Genomic DNA, 18,409 nt, shown 5'->3' on the forward strand with positions numbered 1-18,409 from the left:
AACAAGAGGTCGTACGGATGAACCTGCTGCTCGCCGAGGTGGCCCAGGCCACCCAGCGGTTGGCCGCGGCCGGCGTGCCGTCGCCGCGCTTCGACGCGGAGGAGCTCGCCGCCTACGTCCACCACGTCAAGCGCAGCCAGCTGCACACCGTGCAGGACGGCGACTTCGACGCCCGCTACTGGGAGGCCGTCTCGCGCCGCGAGGCGCGCGAGCCGCTGCAGCACATCACCGGGCGGGCGTTCTTCCGCTACCTCGAACTGGAGGTCGGCCCCGGGGTGTTCGTGCCCCGGCCGGAGACCGAGACGGTCGTCGAGTGGGCCATAGAGGCCGTCCGCGAGATGGACGTGGCCGAGCCGCTGGTCGTCGACCTCTGCTCCGGCTCCGGCGCGATCGCCCTCGCCCTGGCGCAGGAACTCCCGCGCTCCACCGTGCACGCCTTCGAACTCGACGAGGGCGCGCTCGAGTACACCCGGCGCAACATCGAGGCCAGCCCCGACCGGGCCCGGGTCACCCTGCACGCCGGCGACGCCACCAAGGCGTTCGAGGACGACCGCTCCTGGGACGGTCGCTTCGACCTGGTGATCTCCAACCCGCCGTACATCCCGCTCACCGAGTGGGAGTACGTCGCGCCGGAGGCCCGCGACCACGACCCGCAGATGTCCCTGTTCTCCGGCGAGGACGGCCTGGACACCATCCGCGGCATCGAGCGCGTGGCCGCCCGGCTGCTGCGCCCGGGCGGCGCGGTGGTGGTCGAGCACGCCGACCAGCAGGGCGGGCAGGTGCCGTGGATCTTCAACGAGGAACACGGCTGGACGGACACCGCGGACCACCGCGACCTGAACAACCGGCCCCGCTTCACGACCGCCCGCAGGGTCGGGTCGTGAACAATCCGGCGCTGCACGACGGCCCGCAGGGTCGGGTCGTGACGCGCGTCGGCCACGTCATGAGCCACTTCGGAAGGGAACCGCACCGATGAGCCGCCGCTACGACTGTGCCGACGCCGGGGACCGCACCACCGGCCTGCGTGAGGCCGCCTCGGCCATCCGCCGTGGCGAACTCGTCGTCCTGCCCACCGACACCCTCTACGGGGTCGGCGCGGACGCCTTCTCCCCGGAGGCCGTCGGCGAGCTGCTGGCCGCCAAGGGCCGTGGCCGCAACATGCCCTCGCCCGTGCTCGTCGGCTCGCCGACCACCCTGCACGGCCTGGTCACCGACTTCTCCGAGCAGGCGTGGGAGCTGGTCGACGCCTTCTGGCCCGGCGGGCTCACCCTCGTCGCCAAGCACCAGCCCTCGCTGCGCTGGGACCTCGGCGAGACCCGCGGCACCGTCGCCGTCCGGATGCCGCTGCACCCGGTGGCCATCGAGCTGCTGAACAACACCGGCCCGCTCGCCGTCTCCAGCGCCAACAAGACCGGCGGCCCGTCCCCGGTCACCTGCGACGACGCCCAGCAGCAGCTCGGCGACGCCATCTCGGTCTACCTGGACGGCGGCGCGGCCGACTACGCCACCGCCTCGTCCATCGTCGACGTCACCGGCAAGGTGCCGGTCCTCCTGCGGGCCGGCGCGATCAGCATCGAGCAGCTGAGGGAGGTCGTCCCCGACCTGGAGGCCGGCAGTTGACGGCCGTCGCCTCGCTCCATGCCGGGCCCGGCATAGCGCCGTACCTGAGTGTGGGCCCCAGGCCGCTGGACCACTTCCGCATCCTGTTCGTCTGCACCGGCAACATCTGCCGCTCGCCGATAGCCGAGCGGCTCACCCGGCGTGAGCTGGACACCCGGCTGAGCCCCCGGGTGGCCGGCCGGATCCTGGTGGAGAGCGCCGGCACCTGGGGCCACGAGGGCGCGCCGATGGAGGCGCACGCGGCGACCGTGCTCGACGAGTACGGGGCCGACAGCGGCGGCTTCACGGGCCGCGAGCTGCTGGACGAGCACGTGGTCGAGGCCGATCTCGTGCTCACGGCCACCCTGGACCACCGCGCCCAGGTCATCTCGATGGGTCACGAGGCGGGTCTGCGCACCTTCACCCTGAAGGAGTTCACCCGCCTGGTGCGCACGATCGAACCCGGCACCCTGCCGGACCCGCGCCGGGGCGCCGACGTCACCGAGCGGGCCCGCGCGCTGGTCCGCGCGGCCGCCGCCCTGCGGGGCTGGCTGCTGGCCGCCACCCCGGAGTCGGACGAGCTGGACGACCCGTACGGGGCACCGATCGGCATGTTCCGCAACTGCGGCGAGGAGATATTCCACGCGGTCGACCCGGTGGTCACCGCCCTGACGGGTCTGTCCGCCAGCCGGTAGGCCCGGTGGGCCCCGTCCAGCGGGCCGGGCCGGGGGTGCGGTCCTACGCTGGAGGCACCGTCCCCGCACGTGCCCGGGAGTACCGCCATGACCGTCACCGATGCCGCGACCGGCCCGACCACGACGACGGGGCGCCCCTGGGCGTCCGAGGCGCTGCACCGGACGGATCCTCAGATCGCCGACCTGCTGGCGGCGGAGGCCGAGCGGCGGGCGGAGACGGTCCAGCTGCTGGCGGGGGAGAACCTGACCAGCCCGGCCGTCCTGGCGGCGCTGACCGGGCCGCTGATCGACAAGTACGCCGAGGGCTACCCCGGCCGCCGGCACCACACCGGGTGCGCGCTCGCCGACGCCGCCGAGCTGCTGGCGATCGACCGGGCCCGTGAGCTGTTCGCCGCCCCGCACGCCAACGTCCAGCCCCGGTCGGGGACTTCGGCGATGCTGGCGGCCTACGCGGCGCTGCTGAAGCCCGGTGACGGGGTGCTCGCGATGTCCCTGGAGCACGGCGGCCACCTCAGCTGCGGTTCGCGGGCCAACTTCTCCGGCCGCTGGTTCGCCTTCACCGGGTACGGCGTGCGCGAGGAGGACGGCCTGCTCGACCTCGACCAGGTGCGCGAACTCGCCCGGCTGGAGCGGCCGAAGGCCATCGTGGCCGGCTCGATCTCCTACCCCCGGCAGGTGGACTGGGCGGCCTTCCGGGAGATCGCCGACGAGGTGGACGCCTATCTGATCGCCTCCGTCGCGCAGACCACGGGCCTGGTCGCGGCGGGCCTGGCCCCCTCCCCGGTGCCGTACGCGGACGTCACGGTGGCGGCCACCCACAAGCTGCTGCGCGGCCCGCGCGGCGGTCTGCTGCTGTGCACGGCGGAGCTGGCCGAGCGGATCGACCGGGCGGTGTTCCCGTTCAGCCAGGGCGGCGCGGCGATGAACGAGGTGGCGGGCAAGGCGGTGGCCCTCGCGGAGGCTTCCACGCCCGCCTACCGGGCGTACGCGGCGCGGGCGGTCTCCGGGGCGCGGGCGCTCGCGGAGGGGCTCGCGGAGGCCGGTCTGCGCCCCCTGACGGGCGGGACGGACACCCACCTGGTGACGGCCGACGTCAGCGCGCTGGGCGTCACCGGCGCCGAGGCCGAGCGGCGCTGCGCGGCGGCCGGGCTGCTGCTCGGCAAGTGCGCGCTGCCGTTCGACCCGGCACCGCCCGCCGAAGCCTCCGGCATCCGGCTGGGCACGGGCACGGTGACCAGCCAGGGCATGGGCGAGGGCGAGCTGAGGCTGATCGCCGGGCTGATCGCCGAGGCGCTCTCGGGGCCCGTCACCGAGGGCGTCCGCGCGCGCGTACGGAGCCTGGCGGCGGCCTTCGCCGGGCGGCGCTGACCCGCGACGGGGCGGGCGGGAGGCGGAAGCGGGGAGCGGGGATTCGGATCTCCTACCCGGGAGGGCGAACCGCGATGCACGGACCGGGCGTCCGACTCAATAAGGTGTGTGCCGTGGCGACGCACCTCGAACCCCGGGAACGCAGGGGAGTACCTTCGGTACCTCCCCGTTCGACAGTGATGCAGGAGGCCAGTGGTGCGTGAGTATCTGCTGGTGCTGTTCTGCACCGCCGCCGTCACCTACCTGCTGACCGGCCCCGTGCGGAAGTTCGCCATCGCGGCCGGAGCGATGCCGCCGGTGCGCGCCCGTGACGTGCACCGCGAGCCCACCCCGCGCCTGGGCGGCATCGCCATGTTCGGCGGGCTCTGCGCGGGCATCCTGGTCGCCTCGCAGCTGGACAACCTGAGCAAGGTCTTCTCCGGCGGCACCGACATCCGCGCCCTGCTCTCCGGCGCGGGGATCATGTGGCTGCTCGGCGTGCTCGACGACAAGTGGGGCGTGGACGCGCTGGTCAAGCTCGGCGGTCAGATGATCGCCGCGGGCGTGATGGTCTGGCAGGGCGTCACCGTCATCACCATCCCGGTGCCCGGTGTCGGCGCCGTCGCCGTCAGCCCGACCCAGGGCATGGTCATCTCGGTCATCCTGGTCGTCGTCATGGTCAACGCGGTGAACTTCATCGACGGCCTGGACGGCCTGGCCGGCGGCATGGTCTGCATCGCCGCGATGGCCTTCTTCCTGTACAGCTACCGGCTCTGGTACGGCTACACGATCACCGACGCGGCGCCCGCCGTGCTGTTCAGCGTCCTGCTGATCGGCATGTGCCTGGGCTTCCTGGCGCACAACATGCACCCCGCGCGGATCTTCATGGGCGACTCCGGATCGATGATGCTGGGCCTCATGCTCGCCGTCGCCGCGATCTCCATCACCGGCCGCGTCGACCCCGACCTGATCACCAGCGAGACCGGGTCGCAGACCGCCACCGTGCACGCCCTCGTGCCGATCTACGTCCCGCTGCTGCTGCCGCTGACCGTCATCGCGCTGCCGCTGGCGGACCTGCTGCTCGCCGTGGTGCGCCGCACCTGGGCCGGGCAGTCGCCGTTCGCCGCGGACAAGCGCCACCTGCACCACCGGCTGCTGCAGGTCGGGCACTCGCACAGCCGTGCCGTGCTGATCATGTACTTCTGGGCCGCGCTGATCGCCTTCGGCACCGTCGCCTTCTCGGTGACCAACACCGGGCGCACCGTGGTGCTGACGCTCGCGGGCCTGTGCCTGGTCGGCCTGGTGGTGCTCCTGACCCCGCGCTTCCGGCCGACCGCGCCGAAGGCCGTGCAGTCCTTCGTCCCTCCGCGGTACCGCCGTCAGCAGTCGGGCCCGATGGCCGAACTGTCGGCGAAGGACAAGCAGATTCTCGGTGAAGCGAGCCGGGGCTCCTCGGCGCCGCCGCCGCAGGACAAGGCCGGCGGCCGCCGCTGACGGGTGAGTTGACGTTGCGTCAAACGGGCTCACCCGAACGGCGGATACGTTGCTCCGTCGGTGTGACAGGTGCCACACATTCATGGTAAAGCTCTCATCAAATAGTTTGTGATACCGTTCACGAGTACCGAGAACACGCCGAAAGACCTGACAGGTGGAGGACTTCCGTCCCTGGTCGGTCTCCTTCGACGGGCCCGCCGCTCCAGCGGGCGGCCCGGCGGCTGATTCTCGGAAGGTCTCACCACCGCCGTTGTGCCCCGTCCCCCGTCACATCGACATGCCGCCGGAGCTGCCGACATGCCGTCCACCGACGCCCGGATTCTCCGAGGCGCCGCGATCCCCACTGCGGTCGCCGGGATCATCGCCATGGCGATCTCCTTCGCCGTCGCCGGTGGGAAGGGTCTGCTCGGCGCCCTCTTCGGTTCACTGCTCGTGATGGCCTTCTTCAGCTTCGGCCAGGTCGCGCTCGACCGGCTGACCAGGTCGAACCCGCAGATCATGATGGCCGCGGCGCTCCTCGTGTACACCACGCAGATCCTGCTGGTCGGCATCGTGCTCGCCGTGTTCAAGGACACCGACCTCTTCCACCGGCAGGCTTTCGCCTTCACCCTGCTGGGCTGCGCGCTCATCTGGACGGGCTTCCAGGTGCGCGGCGCCCTCAAGGCCAAGACTTTCTACGTCGACCCCGACGCCTCGGAAAGCAAGGGCGACAAGCCCTCCGACAAGGGTCGTCAACAGTGACGAGGCCCAACTGTCCCCCCAACGAGGGGGGCGGTGTTTATGCCGCACTGACGGGCTGCTATCGTCCGTCGCAACAACGGAGTACGGGAAGCGGCCAGGTCTGTCCTGACACTGGACGGATCGCCCCCCGGACCCGCGCAGTCTTCGATGATCCCGCGGCGGTGCAGCGCACCGCCGGGTGGGGTCGGCGAGAAACCCATCAAGTTCCAGTGCCGCTTTGTGGCCGCAGGCCACGCCGACACACCGAGGTTGCCGTATCCATGCGTCACGACGAAGGAGTCCGTGGTGAGTTCTGACCTCACGTCCCTCGCCTCAGGCAGTTGCCACTTCGGGGACGCTGGCTGCGGCTTCCCGGCCCCGGGTCTGAACGAGTTCCAGTTCAAGCCGATCTTCACGATCGGCGGCGTCGACTTCAACAAGCCGATGCTGCTGTCGGTCATCGTCGCGCTGCTGGTCGTCGTGTTCTTCTGGGCCGCCTTCGCGAAGCCGCGCCTGGTCCCCGGCAAGCTGCAGCTGGTCGGCGAGATCGGCTACGACTTCGTCAAGCGCTCCATCGTGCTGGAGACGATCGGCAAGAAGGGCGAGAAGTACGTCCCGATGCTCGTCTCGATGTTCTTCTTCATCTGGCTGATGAACATCATGTCGATCATCCCCTTCGCGCAGTTCCCCGTGTCGGCGGCGATCGCGTTCCCGGCCGGCCTCGCGGCCGTCGTGTGGATCACCTACATGACGCTGACCTTCAAGAAGCACGGCTTCGTCGGCGGTCTGAAGAACCTCTGCTGGCCGTCGGGCATCCCCGGCTGGGTCATGTTCATCCTGGTGCCGATCGAGTTCTTCTCGAACATCTTCGTGCGCCCCTTCACGCTCGCGGTCCGAGCCTTCGCGAACATGTTCGCCGGCCACCTGCTGATCGTGATGTTCTCCATCGCCTCCTGGTACCTGCTCAGCCCGTCCCTGGGCGCGCTCTACGGCTCGGCCTCGTTCATCGTCGCCGTCGGCCTGACCGCCTTCGAGCTGCTGGTCCAGTTCCTGCAGGCCTACATCTTCGTGATGCTGGCCAGCAGCTACATCGCCGGTGCCCTGGAAGAGGCGCACTGAGCCCCGAGGCCCTGAGCCTCGCACGAACCACCTCCCGGATCGCCCGGTGGCCAATCACCACCGGTTCACCACCCCTGCAAAGGACAACGTCAATGAGCATCCTCGCTGAGGGCACTGTCTACGGTTCCGTCGCCTCCCTGGGCTACGGCCTCGCCGCCATCGGCCCCGGCATCGGTGTCGGTCTGATCTTCGGCAACGGTGTCCAGGCGATGGCCCGTCAGCCCGAGGCTGCCGGTCTCATCCGCTCCAACATGTTCATCGGCTTCGCGCTGACCGAGGCGCTCGCCCTCATCGGCATCGTCATGCCGTTCGTCTTCGGCAACAAGTAATCCTGCCGCAGACCCTTTCGAGGAAGGTCCAGAAATGAGCATCGTGGCTCACCTCGCGGCTGAGGAGAAGATGAACCCTCTTCTCCCCAACACGCCCGAGATCGTTATCGGCCTGCTCTGCTTCTTCATCGTCTTCGGTCTGCTCGGCAAGAAGCTCCTCCCCAGCATCGAGAAGGTGCTGTCGGAGCGCCGGGACGCCATCGAAGGCGGCATGGAGCGTGCCGAGGCCGCTCAGGCCGAGGCCCAGGCCCTGCTTGAGCAGTACCGCGCCGAGCTCGCCGAGGCGCGCCACGAGGCTGCCCGGATCGTCGAGCAGGCTCGCGAGCAGGGCGCCGCCCAGCTCGCCGAGATGCGCGAGGAGGGCCAGCGTCAGCGCGAGGCCATCGTCGCCGCCGGTCACGCGCAGATCGAGGCCGACAAGAAGCAGGCGACCACCGCCCTGCGCCAGGACGTGGGTTCGCTGGCCACCCAGCTGGCTTCCCGCATCGTGGGTGAGTCCCTCGAGGAGCACACCCGGCAGAGCGGCGTCGTCGACCGTTTCCTGGACGAGCTGGAGGCCAAGGCCACCGTTGCTCAGGGTGCGGCCAAGTGATCGGCGCCAGCCGTGAGGCACTCCTCGCCGGCCGGAAGAACCTGGAGAGCCTGACCGACTCCACCTCGGTGGACGCGGCCAAGCTCGCCGAGGAGCTCACCGCCGTGACGGCCGTGCTGGACCGCGAGGTGTCGCTGCGCCGAGTCCTGACCGACCCCTCGCGGTCGGGCCAGGACAAGGCCCAGCTGGTCTCCTCGCTCCTGACCGGTCAGGTCTCCGGCGAGGCCGTGGACCTGGTCTCCGGTCTGGTCCGCTCCCGCTGGTCGGGTTCGCGTGACCTGGTGGACGCGACCGAGGAACTCGCCGCGTACGCCGAGATCATCGCCGCGGACGGGGCCGGCGCCCTGGACGACGTCGAGGACGAGCTCTTCCGGTTCGGCCGGGTGGTGAGCGGCTCGCACGAGCTGCGCGCCGCGCTGACCGAGCCGAAGGCCGGCGCCGCCGCCAAGGCCGCGCTGATCACCAAGCTCCTCGGCGGCCGCGCCAACGCCGGCACCGTCCGGCTGGTCACCGCCCTCGTCAACGCGCCGCGTGGCCGTAGCCTGGAGCAGGGCCTGGAGTCCTACTCGAAGCTCGCCGCCGCTCGCCGCGACCGCATGGTGGCCCTGGTCACCACCGCGGTGCCGCTGTCGGACACCCAGAAGGAGCGCCTGTCCGGCGCTCTGGGCCGGATGTACGGCCGCCGTGTCCACCTGAACATCGACGTCGACCCCGAGGTCGTCGGCGGCGTCCGGGTGCAGATCGGCGACGAGATCATCGACGGCACCGTGTCGAGCCGCCTCGAAGGCGCTCGTCAGTCGCTCGAAGGCTGAGCACCGAAGCAGCACATCCGACCCTCGGTCGGGAACCGGCTCCAGTGCGGAGCCGGGAAATCGTACGGCCGGTTCGGTAGACCCGGCCGAGAGTCGAATACTTGCGGCCCTCAATGGCGGGCCGAGGATCGCAAACTAGGAGAGCAGGGAAGCCTGATGGCGGAGCTTACGATCCGTCCGGAGGAGATCCGGGACGCGCTGGCCGACTTTGTCCAGTCGTACCAGCCGGACGCCGCTTCTGTGGAAGAGGTCGGCACGGTCACTGACGCGGCGGACGGCATCGCGCATGTCGAGGGCCTGCCCTCGGTCATGGCGAACGAGCTGCTGAAGTTCGAGGACGGGACGCTCGGCCTCGCGCTGAACCTCGACACCCGCGAGATCGGTGTCGTCGTCCTCGGTGAGTTCGGCGGCATCGAGGAGGGTCAGACCGTGCGCCGCACGGGCGAGGTCCTCTCGGTTCCGGTCGGCGACGGCTTCCTCGGCCGCGTCGTGGACCCGCTGGGCAACCCGATCGACGGCCTGGGCGAGATCACCGCCGAGACCCGTCGCGCCCTTGAGCTGCAGGCCCCCGGCGTCATGGCCCGCAAGTCGGTCAAGCAGCCGCTGCAGACCGGTATCAAGGCCATCGACGCGATGACCCCGATCGGCCGCGGCCAGCGCCAGCTGATCATCGGCGACCGCCAGACCGGCAAGACCGCGGTGGCCGTCGACACGATCATCAACCAGCGCGACAACTGGCGCTCGGGCGACCCGGAGAAGCAGGTCCGCTGCATCTACGTCGCCGTGGGCCAGAAGGGCTCCACCATCGCGTCCGTCCGCGGCGCCCTGGAGGAGGCCGGTGCGCTGGAGTACACCACGATCGTGGCTGCTCCCGCCTCCGACCCGGCCGGCTTCAAGTACCTCGCCCCGTACACCGGTTCGGCCATCGGCCAGCAGTGGATGTACGCCGGCAAGCACGTCCTGATCATCTTCGACGACCTGTCGAAGCAGGCCGAGGCCTACCGTTCCGTCTCCCTGCTGCTGCGCCGCCCGCCGGGCCGCGAGGCGTACCCGGGTGACGTCTTCTACCTGCACTCCCGCCTGCTGGAGCGCTGCGCCAAGCTGAACGACGCCCTGGGCGGCGGCTCGATGACCGGTCTGCCGATCATCGAGACCAAGGCGAACGACGTCTCGGCGTACATCCCGACCAACGTCATCTCCATCACCGACGGCCAGTGCTTCCTGGAGTCCGACCTGTTCAACGCCGGCATCCGCCCGGCCGTGAACGTCGGTATCTCGGTCTCCCGCGTCGGTGGCTCCGCCCAGATCAAGGCCATGCGCTCCGTCGCCGGCCGCCTGCGTCTGGACCTCGCCCAGTACCGCGAGCTCGAGGCGTTCGCCGCCTTCGGCTCCGACCTGGACGCGGCCTCGAAGGCCCAGCTGGAGCGCGGCGCCCGCATGGTCGAGCTGCTCAAGCAGGGTCAGTACCAGCCCTTCCCGGTCGAGGAGCAGGTCGTCTCGATCTGGGCCGGCACCAACGGCAAGCTGGACGACGTCCCGGTCGCCGAGATCCGTCGCTTCGAGCGCGAGTTCCTGGACCACGTGCGCCTGCAGCACAAGGACCTGCTCGCCGGCATCGTCGAGACCGGTCTGCTCGCGGACGGCACCGTCGACGCCCTGACCAGCGCGATCGAGAGCTTCAAGGCCGGCTACCAGACCGCCGACGGCAAGCTGCTGTCCGAGCAGGTCTGAGTCCGGTAGCGAGGGAAAGGACGTAACGACCCATGGGAGCACAGCTTCGGGTCTACAAGCGCCGGATCCGCTCTGTCACCGCGACGAAGAAGATCACCAAGGCGATGGAGATGATCTCCGCGTCGCGCATCGTCAAGGCGCAGCGCGCGGTGGCCGCCTCCACTCCGTACGCCGATGAGCTCACCCGGGCGGTGACGGCGGTGGCCACCCGGTCCAACGCCAAGCACCCGCTGACGACCGAGAACCCGAGCGCCACGCGCGCCGCGGTCCTCGTGATCACGGCGGACCGCGGCCTGGCGGGCGGTTACTCGACCAACGCCATCAAGGCATCGCTGGCGCTCTCCGAGCGTCTGCGCGCCGAGGGCAAGGACGTGTCGACCTACATCATCGGCCGCAAGGGCGTCTCGTACTACGCGTTCCGCAACCTGGCGGTGGCGGGCTCGTGGACGGGATTCTCGGACAAGCCGACCTACGGTGACGCGAAGACGGTCTCGGCCGAGCTGATCGAGGCCTTCACGGCGGAGACCGGCGGTGTGGACGAACTGCACCTGATCTCGACCGAGTTCGTGTCGATGCTGACGCAGAACGCGGTCGAGGCCCGGCTGCTGCCGCTCAAGCTGGACGAGGTCCAGCTGAGCGACAACCGGCCGGCCAAGGCGGAGATCTTCCCGCTGTACGACTTCGAGCCGTCGGCCGAGGGCGTCCTCGACGCGCTGCTGCCGCGGTACGTCGAGAGCCGGATCTACAACGCGATGCTGCAGTCGGCCGCCTCCGAGCACGCCGCCCGCCGCCGCGCGATGAAGAGCGCGACGGACAATGCCGGCGAGCTCATCAAGTCGCTCACGCGGCTTGCCAACTCGGCCCGCCAGGCCGAGATCACCCAGGAAATCAGCGAGATCGTCGGCGGTGCCAACGCCCTCGCCGACGCTAGCCGCGGGAGCGAATGAGAATGACCACCACTGTTGAGCCGACCACGGCGACGGGCCGCGTCGCGCGGGTCATCGGCCCGGTCGTCGACGTGGAGTTCCCCGTCGACGCGATTCCGAACATGTTCAACGCCCTGCACGTCGAGGTGGACAACCCCGACGGCACCGGCAAGAAGATCCTCACCCTCGAGGTCGCCCAGCACCTCGGCGACGGCATGGTCCGCGGCATCTCGATGCAGCCGACCGACGGCCTCGTCCGTGGCGCGCAGGTGTCCGACACCGGTGCCGCCATCTCGGTGCCGGTCGGCCAGATCACCAAGGGCAAGGTCTTCAACGCCCTCGGTGACGTGCTGAACGTGGACCAGGCGGAGTTCGACAAGCAGGTCGAGGTCCGCTGGCCGATCCACCGCAAGGCCCCGGCGTTCAAGGACCTCGAGTCCAAGACCGAGATGTTCGAGACCGGCATCAAGGTCATCGACCTCCTCACCCCGTACGTCCAGGGTGGCAAGATCGGTCTGTTCGGTGGTGCCGGTGTCGGCAAGACCGTTCTGATCCAGGAGATGATCTACCGCGTCGCCGAGAACTTCGGTGGTGTGTCGGTGTTCGCCGGTGTCGGCGAGCGCACCCGTGAGGGCAACGACCTCATCGACGAGATGGTCGACTCGGGCGTTCTGGACAAGACCGCGCTGGTCTTCGGCCAGATGGACGAGCCGCCGGGCACCCGTCTGCGCGTCGCGCTGTCCGCGCTGACCATGGCGGAGTACTTCCGTGACGTCGAGAAGCAGGACGTGCTCCTCTTCATCGACAACATCTTCCGGTTCACCCAGGCCGGTTCCGAGGTGTCGACCCTGCTCGGCCGCATGCCCTCCGCGGTGGGCTACCAGCCGAACCTGGCCGACGAGATGGGCCTCCTCCAGGAGCGCATCACCTCGACCCGCGGTCACTCGATCACCTCGATGCAGGCGATCTACGTCCCCGCGGACGACCTGACCGACCCGGCCCCGGCCACCACCTTCGCCCACCTGGACGCGACGACCGTTCTGTCGCGCCCGATCTCGGAGAAGGGCATCTACCCGGCCGTCGACCCGCTGGACTCCACGTCCCGCATCCTCGACCCGCGGTACATCGAGCAGAAGCACTACGACACGGCTCTCCGTATCAAGGGCATCCTGCAGAAGTACAAGGACCTCCAGGACATCATCGCGATCCTCGGTATCGACGAGCTGTCCGAGGAGGACAAGGTCACGGTCCACCGTGCCCGCCGCGTCGAGCGCTTCCTCTCGCAGAACACCTACGTGGCGAAGCAGTTCACCGGTGTCGAGGGCTCGACCGTCCCGCTGTCGGAGACCATCGAGGCGTTCAACTCCATCGCGGACGGCAAGTACGACGCCATCCCGGAGCAGGCCTTCTTCATGTGCGGTGGCATCGAGGACCTCGAGAAGAACGCCGCCGAGCTGGCGAAGAAGTAATCGCGGCCGGTAGCAGCCAGTGACCGTGAGGGGTGGCCCCCGAGCCTGGGGTCCACCCCTCACGTCGCATCGGCTGTGATTCCGGTCAAATCCGTGCCGCCGGTTTCATGCCGGGGGCGCGGGGCCGTTATTCTTACCGAAACTCCCGAGTAATCGGGGGTTGCCTGAGCCTAGGAGCCCACGTTGGCTGAGCTGCACGTCGAGCTGGTCGCAGCCGACCGCAAGGTGTGGTCCGGTGCGGCCACCATCGTCGTCGCCCGTACGGCCTCCGGTGACACCGGCATCATGCCGGGCCACACCCCGGTGCTGAGCGTGCTGGAGACCGGTCCCGTCACGATCCGCACGGTGGACGGCGGCACCGTCATCGCCGCTGTGCACGGCGGCTTCATCTCCTTCGCCGACAACAAGCTGTCTCTGCTCGCGGAGATCGCCGAGCTGGCGGACGAGATCGACGTCGCCCGCGCCGAGCGCGCGCTGGAGAAGGCCAAGTCGGACCTGGACGAGCACGCCGAGCGTCGCGCCGAGGTGCGGCTGTTCGCGGCGCGCGGCCTCAAGGTCCACGCCTGAGTGTGCCCGGCCCCCGGTCCAGCGGGGTCGATCGACGGTCCCGGGGACGCGTGAGCGTGACCCCGGGACTGTCGTCGTAGTTGGTAGGTCAGCGCGGTCGCTCGACACGGCCGTTAACGGGGAACGCGGGTAGCGAGGAGGTAGGTGAGCATGGTCCTCGCGCTTGTGGTGTGTGCGGCGGTCGTGGCCCTGGGTGTGATCGGGCTGATGGCCTTCGCCGTCCGGCGCCGCCTGATCCAGCGGGTCGGCGGCACGTTCGACTGCAGTTACCGCCTGAAAATGCCCGCCGACGCCTCGACGCAGCCCGACCTCGACGAGAACGGCCGACCCACCTCAGCCCCGGTCCCCCCGACCGACGGCAAGGGGTGGGTTTTCGGTATCGGGCGCTACAGCGGCGACTCGATCGAGTGGTTCCGGGTCTTCTCGTACGCCCCGCGCCCGCGCAAGGTGCTGCCCCGGCGGGAGATCGAGGTGCTGGGCCGGCGCTACCCGGAGGGGCAGGAGGAACTGGCCCTGCTCTCCGGCTCGGTGGTGCTGCGGTGCCTGCACAACGGGGAGCCGCTGGAGCTGGCGATGAGCGAGGACGCGCTCACCGGCTTCCTGGCCTGGCTGGAGGCGGCCCCGCCCGGGCAGAGGGTGAACGTCGCTTAACGTCCCCCGCTAGGGTGGCGCCATGGTGAATCTGACGCGCATCTACACCCGTACCGGGGACGACGGCACCACCGCGCTCGGCGACATGAGCCGGACCACCAAGACGGACCCGCGGCTGATCGCCTACGCGGACGCCAACGAGGCGAACGCGGCGATCGGGGTGGCCCTGGCGCTCGGCGACCTGCCGCAGGACGTCGCGACGGTGCTCACCCGCATCCAGAACGACCTCTTCGACGTGGGTGCCGACCTGTCCACCCCCGTGGTCGAGGACCCGAAGTACCCGCCGCTGCGGGTGCTGCAGTCCTACGTCGACCGGCTGGAGGGGGACTGCGACCACTACCTGGAGCAGGTCGAGAAGCTGCGCAGCTTCATCCTCCCCGGCGGCACCGTCGGCGCGGCGCACCTGCACCTGGCCTGCACGGTGGTGCGGCGGGCCGAGCGCTCCACCTGGGCGGCGATCGCGGAGCACGGGGACACCGTCAACCCGCTGACCGCGAAGTACCTGAACCGGCTCTCCGACCTGCTGTTCATCCTGGCCCGGGTGGCCAACAAGGAGCGTGGCGACGTGCTCTGGGTGCCGGGCGGGGAGCGCTAGTCGTTTTCAGGAGTTCTCAGGAGTTCTCAGGGGCCTCAGGAGTTCTCGGATGCGGGCGGCTGCTTGGGCCAGAGCGAGTAGCAGGCGGCCACGATCACGTTGACGACGGCCGTGATGCCCAGCCTCCAGTACCACTGGGCGAAGGTGCCGAAGTGGGCGCCGCCCGCGGAGAGCGGGACGAGCAGGGAGATCAGGCCCAGGGTGATCACGGTCGAGACCACCGTCCGCTTGGCGATCCGCCACTCGTGCGCCGTCCGCTCCGGGCCGTACTTCGGGGCGGGCGGCGGCTTGGGGCCGCCGGCGAAGCGGTGCAGGAAGTGCCGGTCGGCCCAGGCGACCAGCGAGGGGCCGTAGCCGACCGAGAAGCCCACGTAGCTCGCGGCGAGGGCGTGCATCCAGCTCGCCTCGGCGCCGCCGCGCAGGTTGATCACGGTGAGCACGTACAGGGCCAGGTCCACCACGGGCAGGCCGAGCAGCAGAACGGTGCTCGCCCGGCGCCTGCGCAGCAGGTAGCGGGCGGAGAGGGCAAGGCCGAGGACGATCCACCAGGAGATCTCGGCCGCGACGATGAGGGTGACGATCACGCCGTCCAGCCTCGCGCGGGCGCGGCGCGCCGTCGTCGTCGCCGGGTGCCGTCCCGCGCTGCACCTTTCGATGTAGCGGCCTCCTCCGTGCACCTGAGCCGCGGCGCGGGCCGGGGGTGGTGAGATGGGGGTGTGTTCGTACCGATCCTTCCCCCACACCGACTGGACCGGCTGATCGCCCTGTGCGGGCTGCTCGGCGGCGGCGTGCTGATCGCCTTCGGGGTCTACGACCGGCCCGAGGCCAATCCGCTCTGGCTGGTGCTGCTCACGCTGGTGGTGATGGCCGCCCTGGAGCTCGTCCGGCGCACCCGGCCGGTGCTCGCGGTGACGGTCGGGGGCCTGGCCGTCGGGGCCTGCCTGGTCTGGGGCAGTCTGCTGGCGACGCTGATCATGTACACCGACCTGCTGTACGCGGCCGTCATCTACGGCACCCGGCGGATGTCCAGGGTGCTGCACCTGTCCGGCGGCGGCACGGTGCTGGCGCTCTCGGGCCTGGCCTGGTGGTGGGGCGGCACCGCGGCCGGGCTGCTGGTCGTGGTGGTCAGCTCGCTGCTCTTCCTGGCGCCGGTGTGGACGGGGGACCTGGTGCGCAAGCACCGGGAGGAGGCGGAGACCGAGCGGCTGCGCGCCGAACAGACCGCGCTGCTGTCGGAGATGGACCGCCGGGAGGCGGTGGTCGCCGAACGGGCCAGGATGGCAAGGGAGTTGCACGACGTGGTGGCCAACCACCTGTCGGCGATCGCGATCCACGCCACCGGGGCGCAGTCCGTCGCCCGGCGGCGGCGGCTGCCCGTGGACGATCCGCTGGTGGAGGTGCTGGCGGTGATCCGGGAGAACAGCGTCCAGGGATTGGCCGAAATGCGCCGCATGATCGGGCTGCTGCGCGACAGCGGCGGGGGAGAGGCGGACGAGTCGTACGCGGCGCCCGACCTGGCGGCCGTGGACACGCTGCTGGCCAAGGCCAGGGCGGCCGGGCAGGACGTCGGGCTGGACTTCGAGCTGACGCAGGAGGGCGAGCCCGGGGCCGTCCCGGCGCCGGTCGGGCTGGCCGCGTACCGGATCGTCCAGGAGTCGCTGACCAACGCGCTCAAGCACGCCGCGCCCGGACTGGTCCGGCTGCGGCTGGAGTTCGGCCCGGAGGAGCTGCGGATCGCCGTCGACAGCCCGTACCGGGCCGAGGCGGGCCGCGAACTACCGGGGGCCCGGGCCGGGTTGGTGGGGATGGGGGAGCGGGCCGCACTGCTGGGCGGCAGCTTCGAGGCCGGGCCGCGGGGCGGCCACTGGAGCGTGCGCGCGGTGCTGCCGCGCGGGCGGGAGAGCGAGGGACGGGCATGACGATCCGGGTGCTGGTGGCCGAGGACCAGGCGGCCGTACGGGCGGCGCTGGTGATGATCCTGCGGGCCGAGCCGGACGTCGAGGTGGTCGGGCAGGCCGCCGACGGGGAGGAGGCCGTGCGCCTGGCCCTGGAGCTGCGGCCCGACGTGGTGCTGATGGACGTGCAGATGCCCCGGCTGGACGGCGTCTCGGCGACCCGGGAGGTCGTCGCGGCCGGCGCCGCCCAGGTGCTGGTGCTGACCACCTTCGACCTCGACGAGTACGTCTACGGCGCGCTGCGCGCCGGGGCGGCCGGGTTCCTGCTCAAGGACCTGGAGGCGGACACCCTGGTCGAGGGCATCCGCACGGTGGCGCGCGGGGACGGCATGCTGGCGCCCTCGGTGACCAGGCGGCTGATCGGCACCTTCGCCCGCCCGGACCGGGTGGTCGGCCCCGATGCGCGGGAGGCGGTGGCCGCGCTGACCGCCCGCGAGCGGGAGGTGCTGGCCTGCGTGGGGGCGGGGCTGTCCAACGGGGAGATCGCGGTCCGCCTGGAGATGGCGGAGGCCACCACGAAGACGCACGTCAGCCGCATCCTGGCGAAGCTGCGGCTGCGCAGCCGGGTGCAGGCGGCGATCCTCGCCCAGGACCTCGGGATGACCATCTGACGAGCGGCCCGGAGCTTCACCCGGTTCGGTCGCAGATCACACTCCCGATCGCTACTACCCGGAGGATTCGGGCATTAGAGTCCGGCGAGAGCGACGCGGCTCCTCGGCGGTCACCCCTGCCCTGAGCCGCCTTCAGGGCCCGCCCGCAGGGCGGCGACGGCATCGGGAGACCCAGCCATGAGCAATGCGTCCAGCAAGCAGATCGCCGTGATCGGTGCCGGCCTGATGGGCGCCGGCATCGCCCAGGTGTCCGCGCAGGCCGGCCACCCGGTGGTGCTGCGGGACGTCACCGAGGAGGCGCTGCAGCGCGGCCTGTCGGGCATCCGCGCCTCGTACGAGAAGTTCGTCTCCAAGGGCAGGCTGAGCGCCGAGGAGGCCGAGGCCGCACTGGGCCGCATCACCACCACCACCGACCTGGGCGCCGTCTCCGAGGCCGACATCGTGGTCGAGGCCGTCTTCGAGAAGCTCGAGGTCAAGGAGGGCGTCTTCCGCGAGCTGGACAAGCTCGCCAAGGACGGCGCCGTGCTGGCCACCAACACCTCCGCCATCCCGATCACCCGGATCGCCGCCGTCACGCAGCGCCCGGAGTCCGTCGTCGGCGTCCACTTCTTCTCGCCCGTCCCGATGATGAAGCTCGTCGAGCTGGTGCGCGGCTACAAGACCGGCGACGAGGCGCTGGCCGCCGCCCGCGCGTACGCCGAGGGCGTCGGCAAGGAGGTCGTGGTCGTCAACCGCGACGTCGCCGGCTTCGTCACCACCCGCCTGATCACCGCGCTGGTCGTCGAGGCCGCCAAGCTGTACGAGTCGGGCGTGGCCACCGCCGAGGACATCGACACCGCCTGCCGCCTCGGCTTCGGCCACGCGATGGGCCCGCTGCAGACCGCCGACCTGACCGGCGTCGACATCCTGCTGCACGCCGCGAAGAACATCTACGACGAGACCCAGGACGAGAAGTTCGCCGCCCCGGAGATCATGGCCCGCATGGTCACCGCCGGCGACCTCGGCCGCAAGAGCGGCCGCGGCTTCTACCCCTACGAGGGCAAGTGACCCGCTGAACGACCAGGTGGGGCGGGGGGGGGCGGGGCCCCCCCCCCCCCCGGGGGGGGGGTGGGACCCCCCCCGGGGCCCCCGCCGGGGGGTTGTGGGGGGGAGGCGGGGAGGGGGGGGGCCGGAAAGAGGTCTTTTCCCCGGGGGCGT

20 protein-coding genes are annotated in these 18,409 nt (G+C 70.6%); 19 read left to right on the forward strand and 1 reads right to left on the reverse strand.

Annotated elements, in window-relative coordinates:
- Nucleotides 1–17 precede the first annotated feature (17 nt).
- From prmC to ACIBCA_RS06935, 16 genes are all read left to right on the forward strand, one after another.
- On the forward strand, nt 18–884 hold the full coding sequence (gene prmC, locus ACIBCA_RS06860; RefSeq protein ID WP_396281749.1) for a peptide chain release factor N(5)-glutamine methyltransferase: 867 nt from the start codon (nt 18–20) through the stop codon (nt 882–884).
- Nucleotides 885–972: 88 nt separating this feature from the next.
- Nucleotides 973–1,620: an L-threonylcarbamoyladenylate synthase gene (locus ACIBCA_RS06865; RefSeq protein WP_031074301.1), complete on the forward strand. Its 648-nt coding sequence runs from the start codon at nt 973–975 to the stop codon at nt 1,618–1,620.
- 32 nt (nt 1,621–1,652) lie between these two features.
- Nucleotides 1,653–2,294 (forward strand): protein-tyrosine-phosphatase, encoded by a 642-nt coding sequence (locus ACIBCA_RS06870; protein ID WP_396281820.1) that lies wholly within the window; start codon nt 1,653–1,655, stop codon nt 2,292–2,294.
- 87 nt (nt 2,295–2,381) lie between these two features.
- The gene (gene glyA, locus ACIBCA_RS06875; RefSeq protein ID WP_396281750.1) at nt 2,382–3,662 is read left to right on the forward strand and encodes a serine hydroxymethyltransferase; all 1,281 of its coding nucleotides are present in this window, start codon (nt 2,382–2,384) and stop codon (nt 3,660–3,662) included.
- Nucleotides 3,663–3,857: 195 nt separating this feature from the next.
- Nucleotides 3,858–5,135 carry an MraY family glycosyltransferase gene (locus tag ACIBCA_RS06880; RefSeq protein WP_037973406.1) on the forward strand — a complete coding sequence of 426 codons (1,278 nt, stop codon included), beginning with the start codon at nt 3,858–3,860 and terminating at the stop codon, nt 5,133–5,135.
- A gap of 297 nt (nt 5,136–5,432) precedes the next feature.
- Nucleotides 5,433–5,876: a hypothetical protein gene (locus ACIBCA_RS06885; protein ID WP_396281751.1), complete on the forward strand. Its 444-nt coding sequence runs from the start codon at nt 5,433–5,435 to the stop codon at nt 5,874–5,876.
- 285 nt (nt 5,877–6,161) lie between these two features.
- Nucleotides 6,162–6,974: a F0F1 ATP synthase subunit A gene (gene atpB, locus ACIBCA_RS06890; RefSeq protein ID WP_396281752.1), complete on the forward strand. Its 813-nt coding sequence runs from the start codon at nt 6,162–6,164 to the stop codon at nt 6,972–6,974.
- Between the two features lie 92 nt (nt 6,975–7,066).
- Nucleotides 7,067–7,303, forward strand: coding sequence for an ATP synthase F0 subunit C (gene atpE / locus ACIBCA_RS06895; protein WP_031074289.1), 237 nt, complete (start codon nt 7,067–7,069; stop codon nt 7,301–7,303).
- 34 nt (nt 7,304–7,337) lie between these two features.
- The gene (locus ACIBCA_RS06900; RefSeq protein ID WP_396281753.1) at nt 7,338–7,895 is read left to right on the forward strand and encodes a F0F1 ATP synthase subunit B; all 558 of its coding nucleotides are present in this window, start codon (nt 7,338–7,340) and stop codon (nt 7,893–7,895) included.
- Entirely contained in the window at nt 7,892–8,707 is an 816-nt protein-coding gene (locus ACIBCA_RS06905) for a F0F1 ATP synthase subunit delta (RefSeq protein ID WP_396281754.1), read from the forward strand. The genes ACIBCA_RS06900 and ACIBCA_RS06905 overlap by 4 nt, the downstream gene beginning before the upstream one ends.
- A 156-nt stretch (nt 8,708–8,863) precedes the next feature.
- A complete protein-coding gene (atpA, locus tag ACIBCA_RS06910; protein WP_396281755.1) occupies nt 8,864–10,438 on the forward strand; it encodes a F0F1 ATP synthase subunit alpha in 1,575 nt (524 codons plus the stop codon).
- Between the two features lie 32 nt (nt 10,439–10,470).
- Complete coding sequence (locus tag ACIBCA_RS06915) at nt 10,471–11,385, forward strand: F0F1 ATP synthase subunit gamma (RefSeq protein ID WP_396281756.1); 915 nt, start codon at nt 10,471–10,473, stop codon at nt 11,383–11,385.
- 2 nt (nt 11,386–11,387) lie between these two features.
- Entirely contained in the window at nt 11,388–12,833 is a 1,446-nt protein-coding gene (atpD, locus tag ACIBCA_RS06920) for a F0F1 ATP synthase subunit beta (RefSeq protein ID WP_396281757.1), read from the forward strand.
- 183 nt (nt 12,834–13,016) lie between these two features.
- Nucleotides 13,017–13,400, forward strand: coding sequence for a F0F1 ATP synthase subunit epsilon (locus ACIBCA_RS06925; RefSeq protein ID WP_316526266.1), 384 nt, complete (start codon nt 13,017–13,019; stop codon nt 13,398–13,400).
- Nucleotides 13,401–13,550: 150 nt separating this feature from the next.
- Nucleotides 13,551–14,051, forward strand: coding sequence for a DUF2550 domain-containing protein (locus tag ACIBCA_RS06930; RefSeq protein WP_396281758.1), 501 nt, complete (start codon nt 13,551–13,553; stop codon nt 14,049–14,051).
- Between the two features lie 22 nt (nt 14,052–14,073).
- Nucleotides 14,074–14,646 carry a cob(I)yrinic acid a,c-diamide adenosyltransferase gene (locus ACIBCA_RS06935; protein WP_396281759.1) on the forward strand — a complete coding sequence of 191 codons (573 nt, stop codon included), beginning with the start codon at nt 14,074–14,076 and terminating at the stop codon, nt 14,644–14,646.
- 35 nt (nt 14,647–14,681) lie between these two features.
- Here ACIBCA_RS06935 and ACIBCA_RS06940 read toward each other — a convergent pair whose 3' ends face one another.
- Nucleotides 14,682–15,230, reverse strand: coding sequence for a hypothetical protein (locus ACIBCA_RS06940; protein WP_396281760.1), 549 nt, complete (start codon nt 15,228–15,230; stop codon nt 14,682–14,684).
- A 132-nt stretch (nt 15,231–15,362) separates the two neighbouring features.
- Here ACIBCA_RS06940 and ACIBCA_RS06945 point away from each other — a divergent pair, with 132 nt between their 5' ends.
- The 3 genes from ACIBCA_RS06945 (at nt 15,363) to ACIBCA_RS06955 (ending at nt 18,259) form a co-directional block, all read left to right on the forward strand.
- Nucleotides 15,363–16,565: a sensor histidine kinase gene (locus ACIBCA_RS06945; RefSeq protein WP_396281761.1), complete on the forward strand. Its 1,203-nt coding sequence runs from the start codon at nt 15,363–15,365 to the stop codon at nt 16,563–16,565.
- Nucleotides 16,562–17,212: a response regulator gene (locus ACIBCA_RS06950; protein WP_396281762.1), complete on the forward strand. Its 651-nt coding sequence runs from the start codon at nt 16,562–16,564 to the stop codon at nt 17,210–17,212. The genes ACIBCA_RS06945 and ACIBCA_RS06950 overlap by 4 nt, the downstream gene beginning before the upstream one ends.
- Before the next feature lie 177 nt (nt 17,213–17,389).
- Nucleotides 17,390–18,259 carry a 3-hydroxyacyl-CoA dehydrogenase family protein gene (locus ACIBCA_RS06955; protein WP_396281763.1) on the forward strand — a complete coding sequence of 290 codons (870 nt, stop codon included), beginning with the start codon at nt 17,390–17,392 and terminating at the stop codon, nt 18,257–18,259.
- Nucleotides 18,260–18,409 lie beyond the last annotated feature (150 nt).

Origin of the sequence: Kitasatospora sp. NPDC051170 (assembly GCF_044455705.1) — a bacterium.
Classification (GTDB): Bacteria; Actinomycetota; Actinomycetes; order Streptomycetales; family Streptomycetaceae; genus Kitasatospora.

Bases quoted from the DNA above. Each gene is read 5' to 3' on its own strand.
- ACIBCA_RS06915 (WP_396281756.1), top strand. From the start codon at position 10,471: ATGGGAGCACAGCTTCGGGTCTACAAGCGCCGGATCCGCTCTGTCACC.
- glyA (WP_396281750.1), top strand. From the start codon at position 2,382: ATGACCGTCACCGATGCCGCGACCGGCCCGACCACGACGACGGGGCGC.
- ACIBCA_RS06930 (WP_396281758.1), top strand. From the start codon at position 13,551: ATGGTCCTCGCGCTTGTGGTGTGTGCGGCGGTCGTGGCCCTGGGTGTG.
- ACIBCA_RS06950 (WP_396281762.1), top strand. From the start codon at position 16,562: ATGACGATCCGGGTGCTGGTGGCCGAGGACCAGGCGGCCGTACGGGCG.
- atpE (WP_031074289.1), top strand. From the start codon at position 7,067: ATGAGCATCCTCGCTGAGGGCACTGTCTACGGTTCCGTCGCCTCCCTG.
- ACIBCA_RS06900 (WP_396281753.1), top strand. From the start codon at position 7,338: ATGAGCATCGTGGCTCACCTCGCGGCTGAGGAGAAGATGAACCCTCTT.
- atpD (WP_396281757.1), top strand. From the start codon at position 11,388: ATGACCACCACTGTTGAGCCGACCACGGCGACGGGCCGCGTCGCGCGG.
- prmC (WP_396281749.1), top strand. From the start codon at position 18: ATGAACCTGCTGCTCGCCGAGGTGGCCCAGGCCACCCAGCGGTTGGCC.
- ACIBCA_RS06935 (WP_396281759.1), top strand. From the start codon at position 14,074: ATGGTGAATCTGACGCGCATCTACACCCGTACCGGGGACGACGGCACC.
- ACIBCA_RS06955 (WP_396281763.1), top strand. From the start codon at position 17,390: ATGAGCAATGCGTCCAGCAAGCAGATCGCCGTGATCGGTGCCGGCCTG.
- atpA (WP_396281755.1), top strand. From the start codon at position 8,864: ATGGCGGAGCTTACGATCCGTCCGGAGGAGATCCGGGACGCGCTGGCC.
- ACIBCA_RS06865 (WP_031074301.1), top strand. From the start codon at position 973: ATGAGCCGCCGCTACGACTGTGCCGACGCCGGGGACCGCACCACCGGC.
- ACIBCA_RS06885 (WP_396281751.1), top strand. From the start codon at position 5,433: ATGCCGTCCACCGACGCCCGGATTCTCCGAGGCGCCGCGATCCCCACT.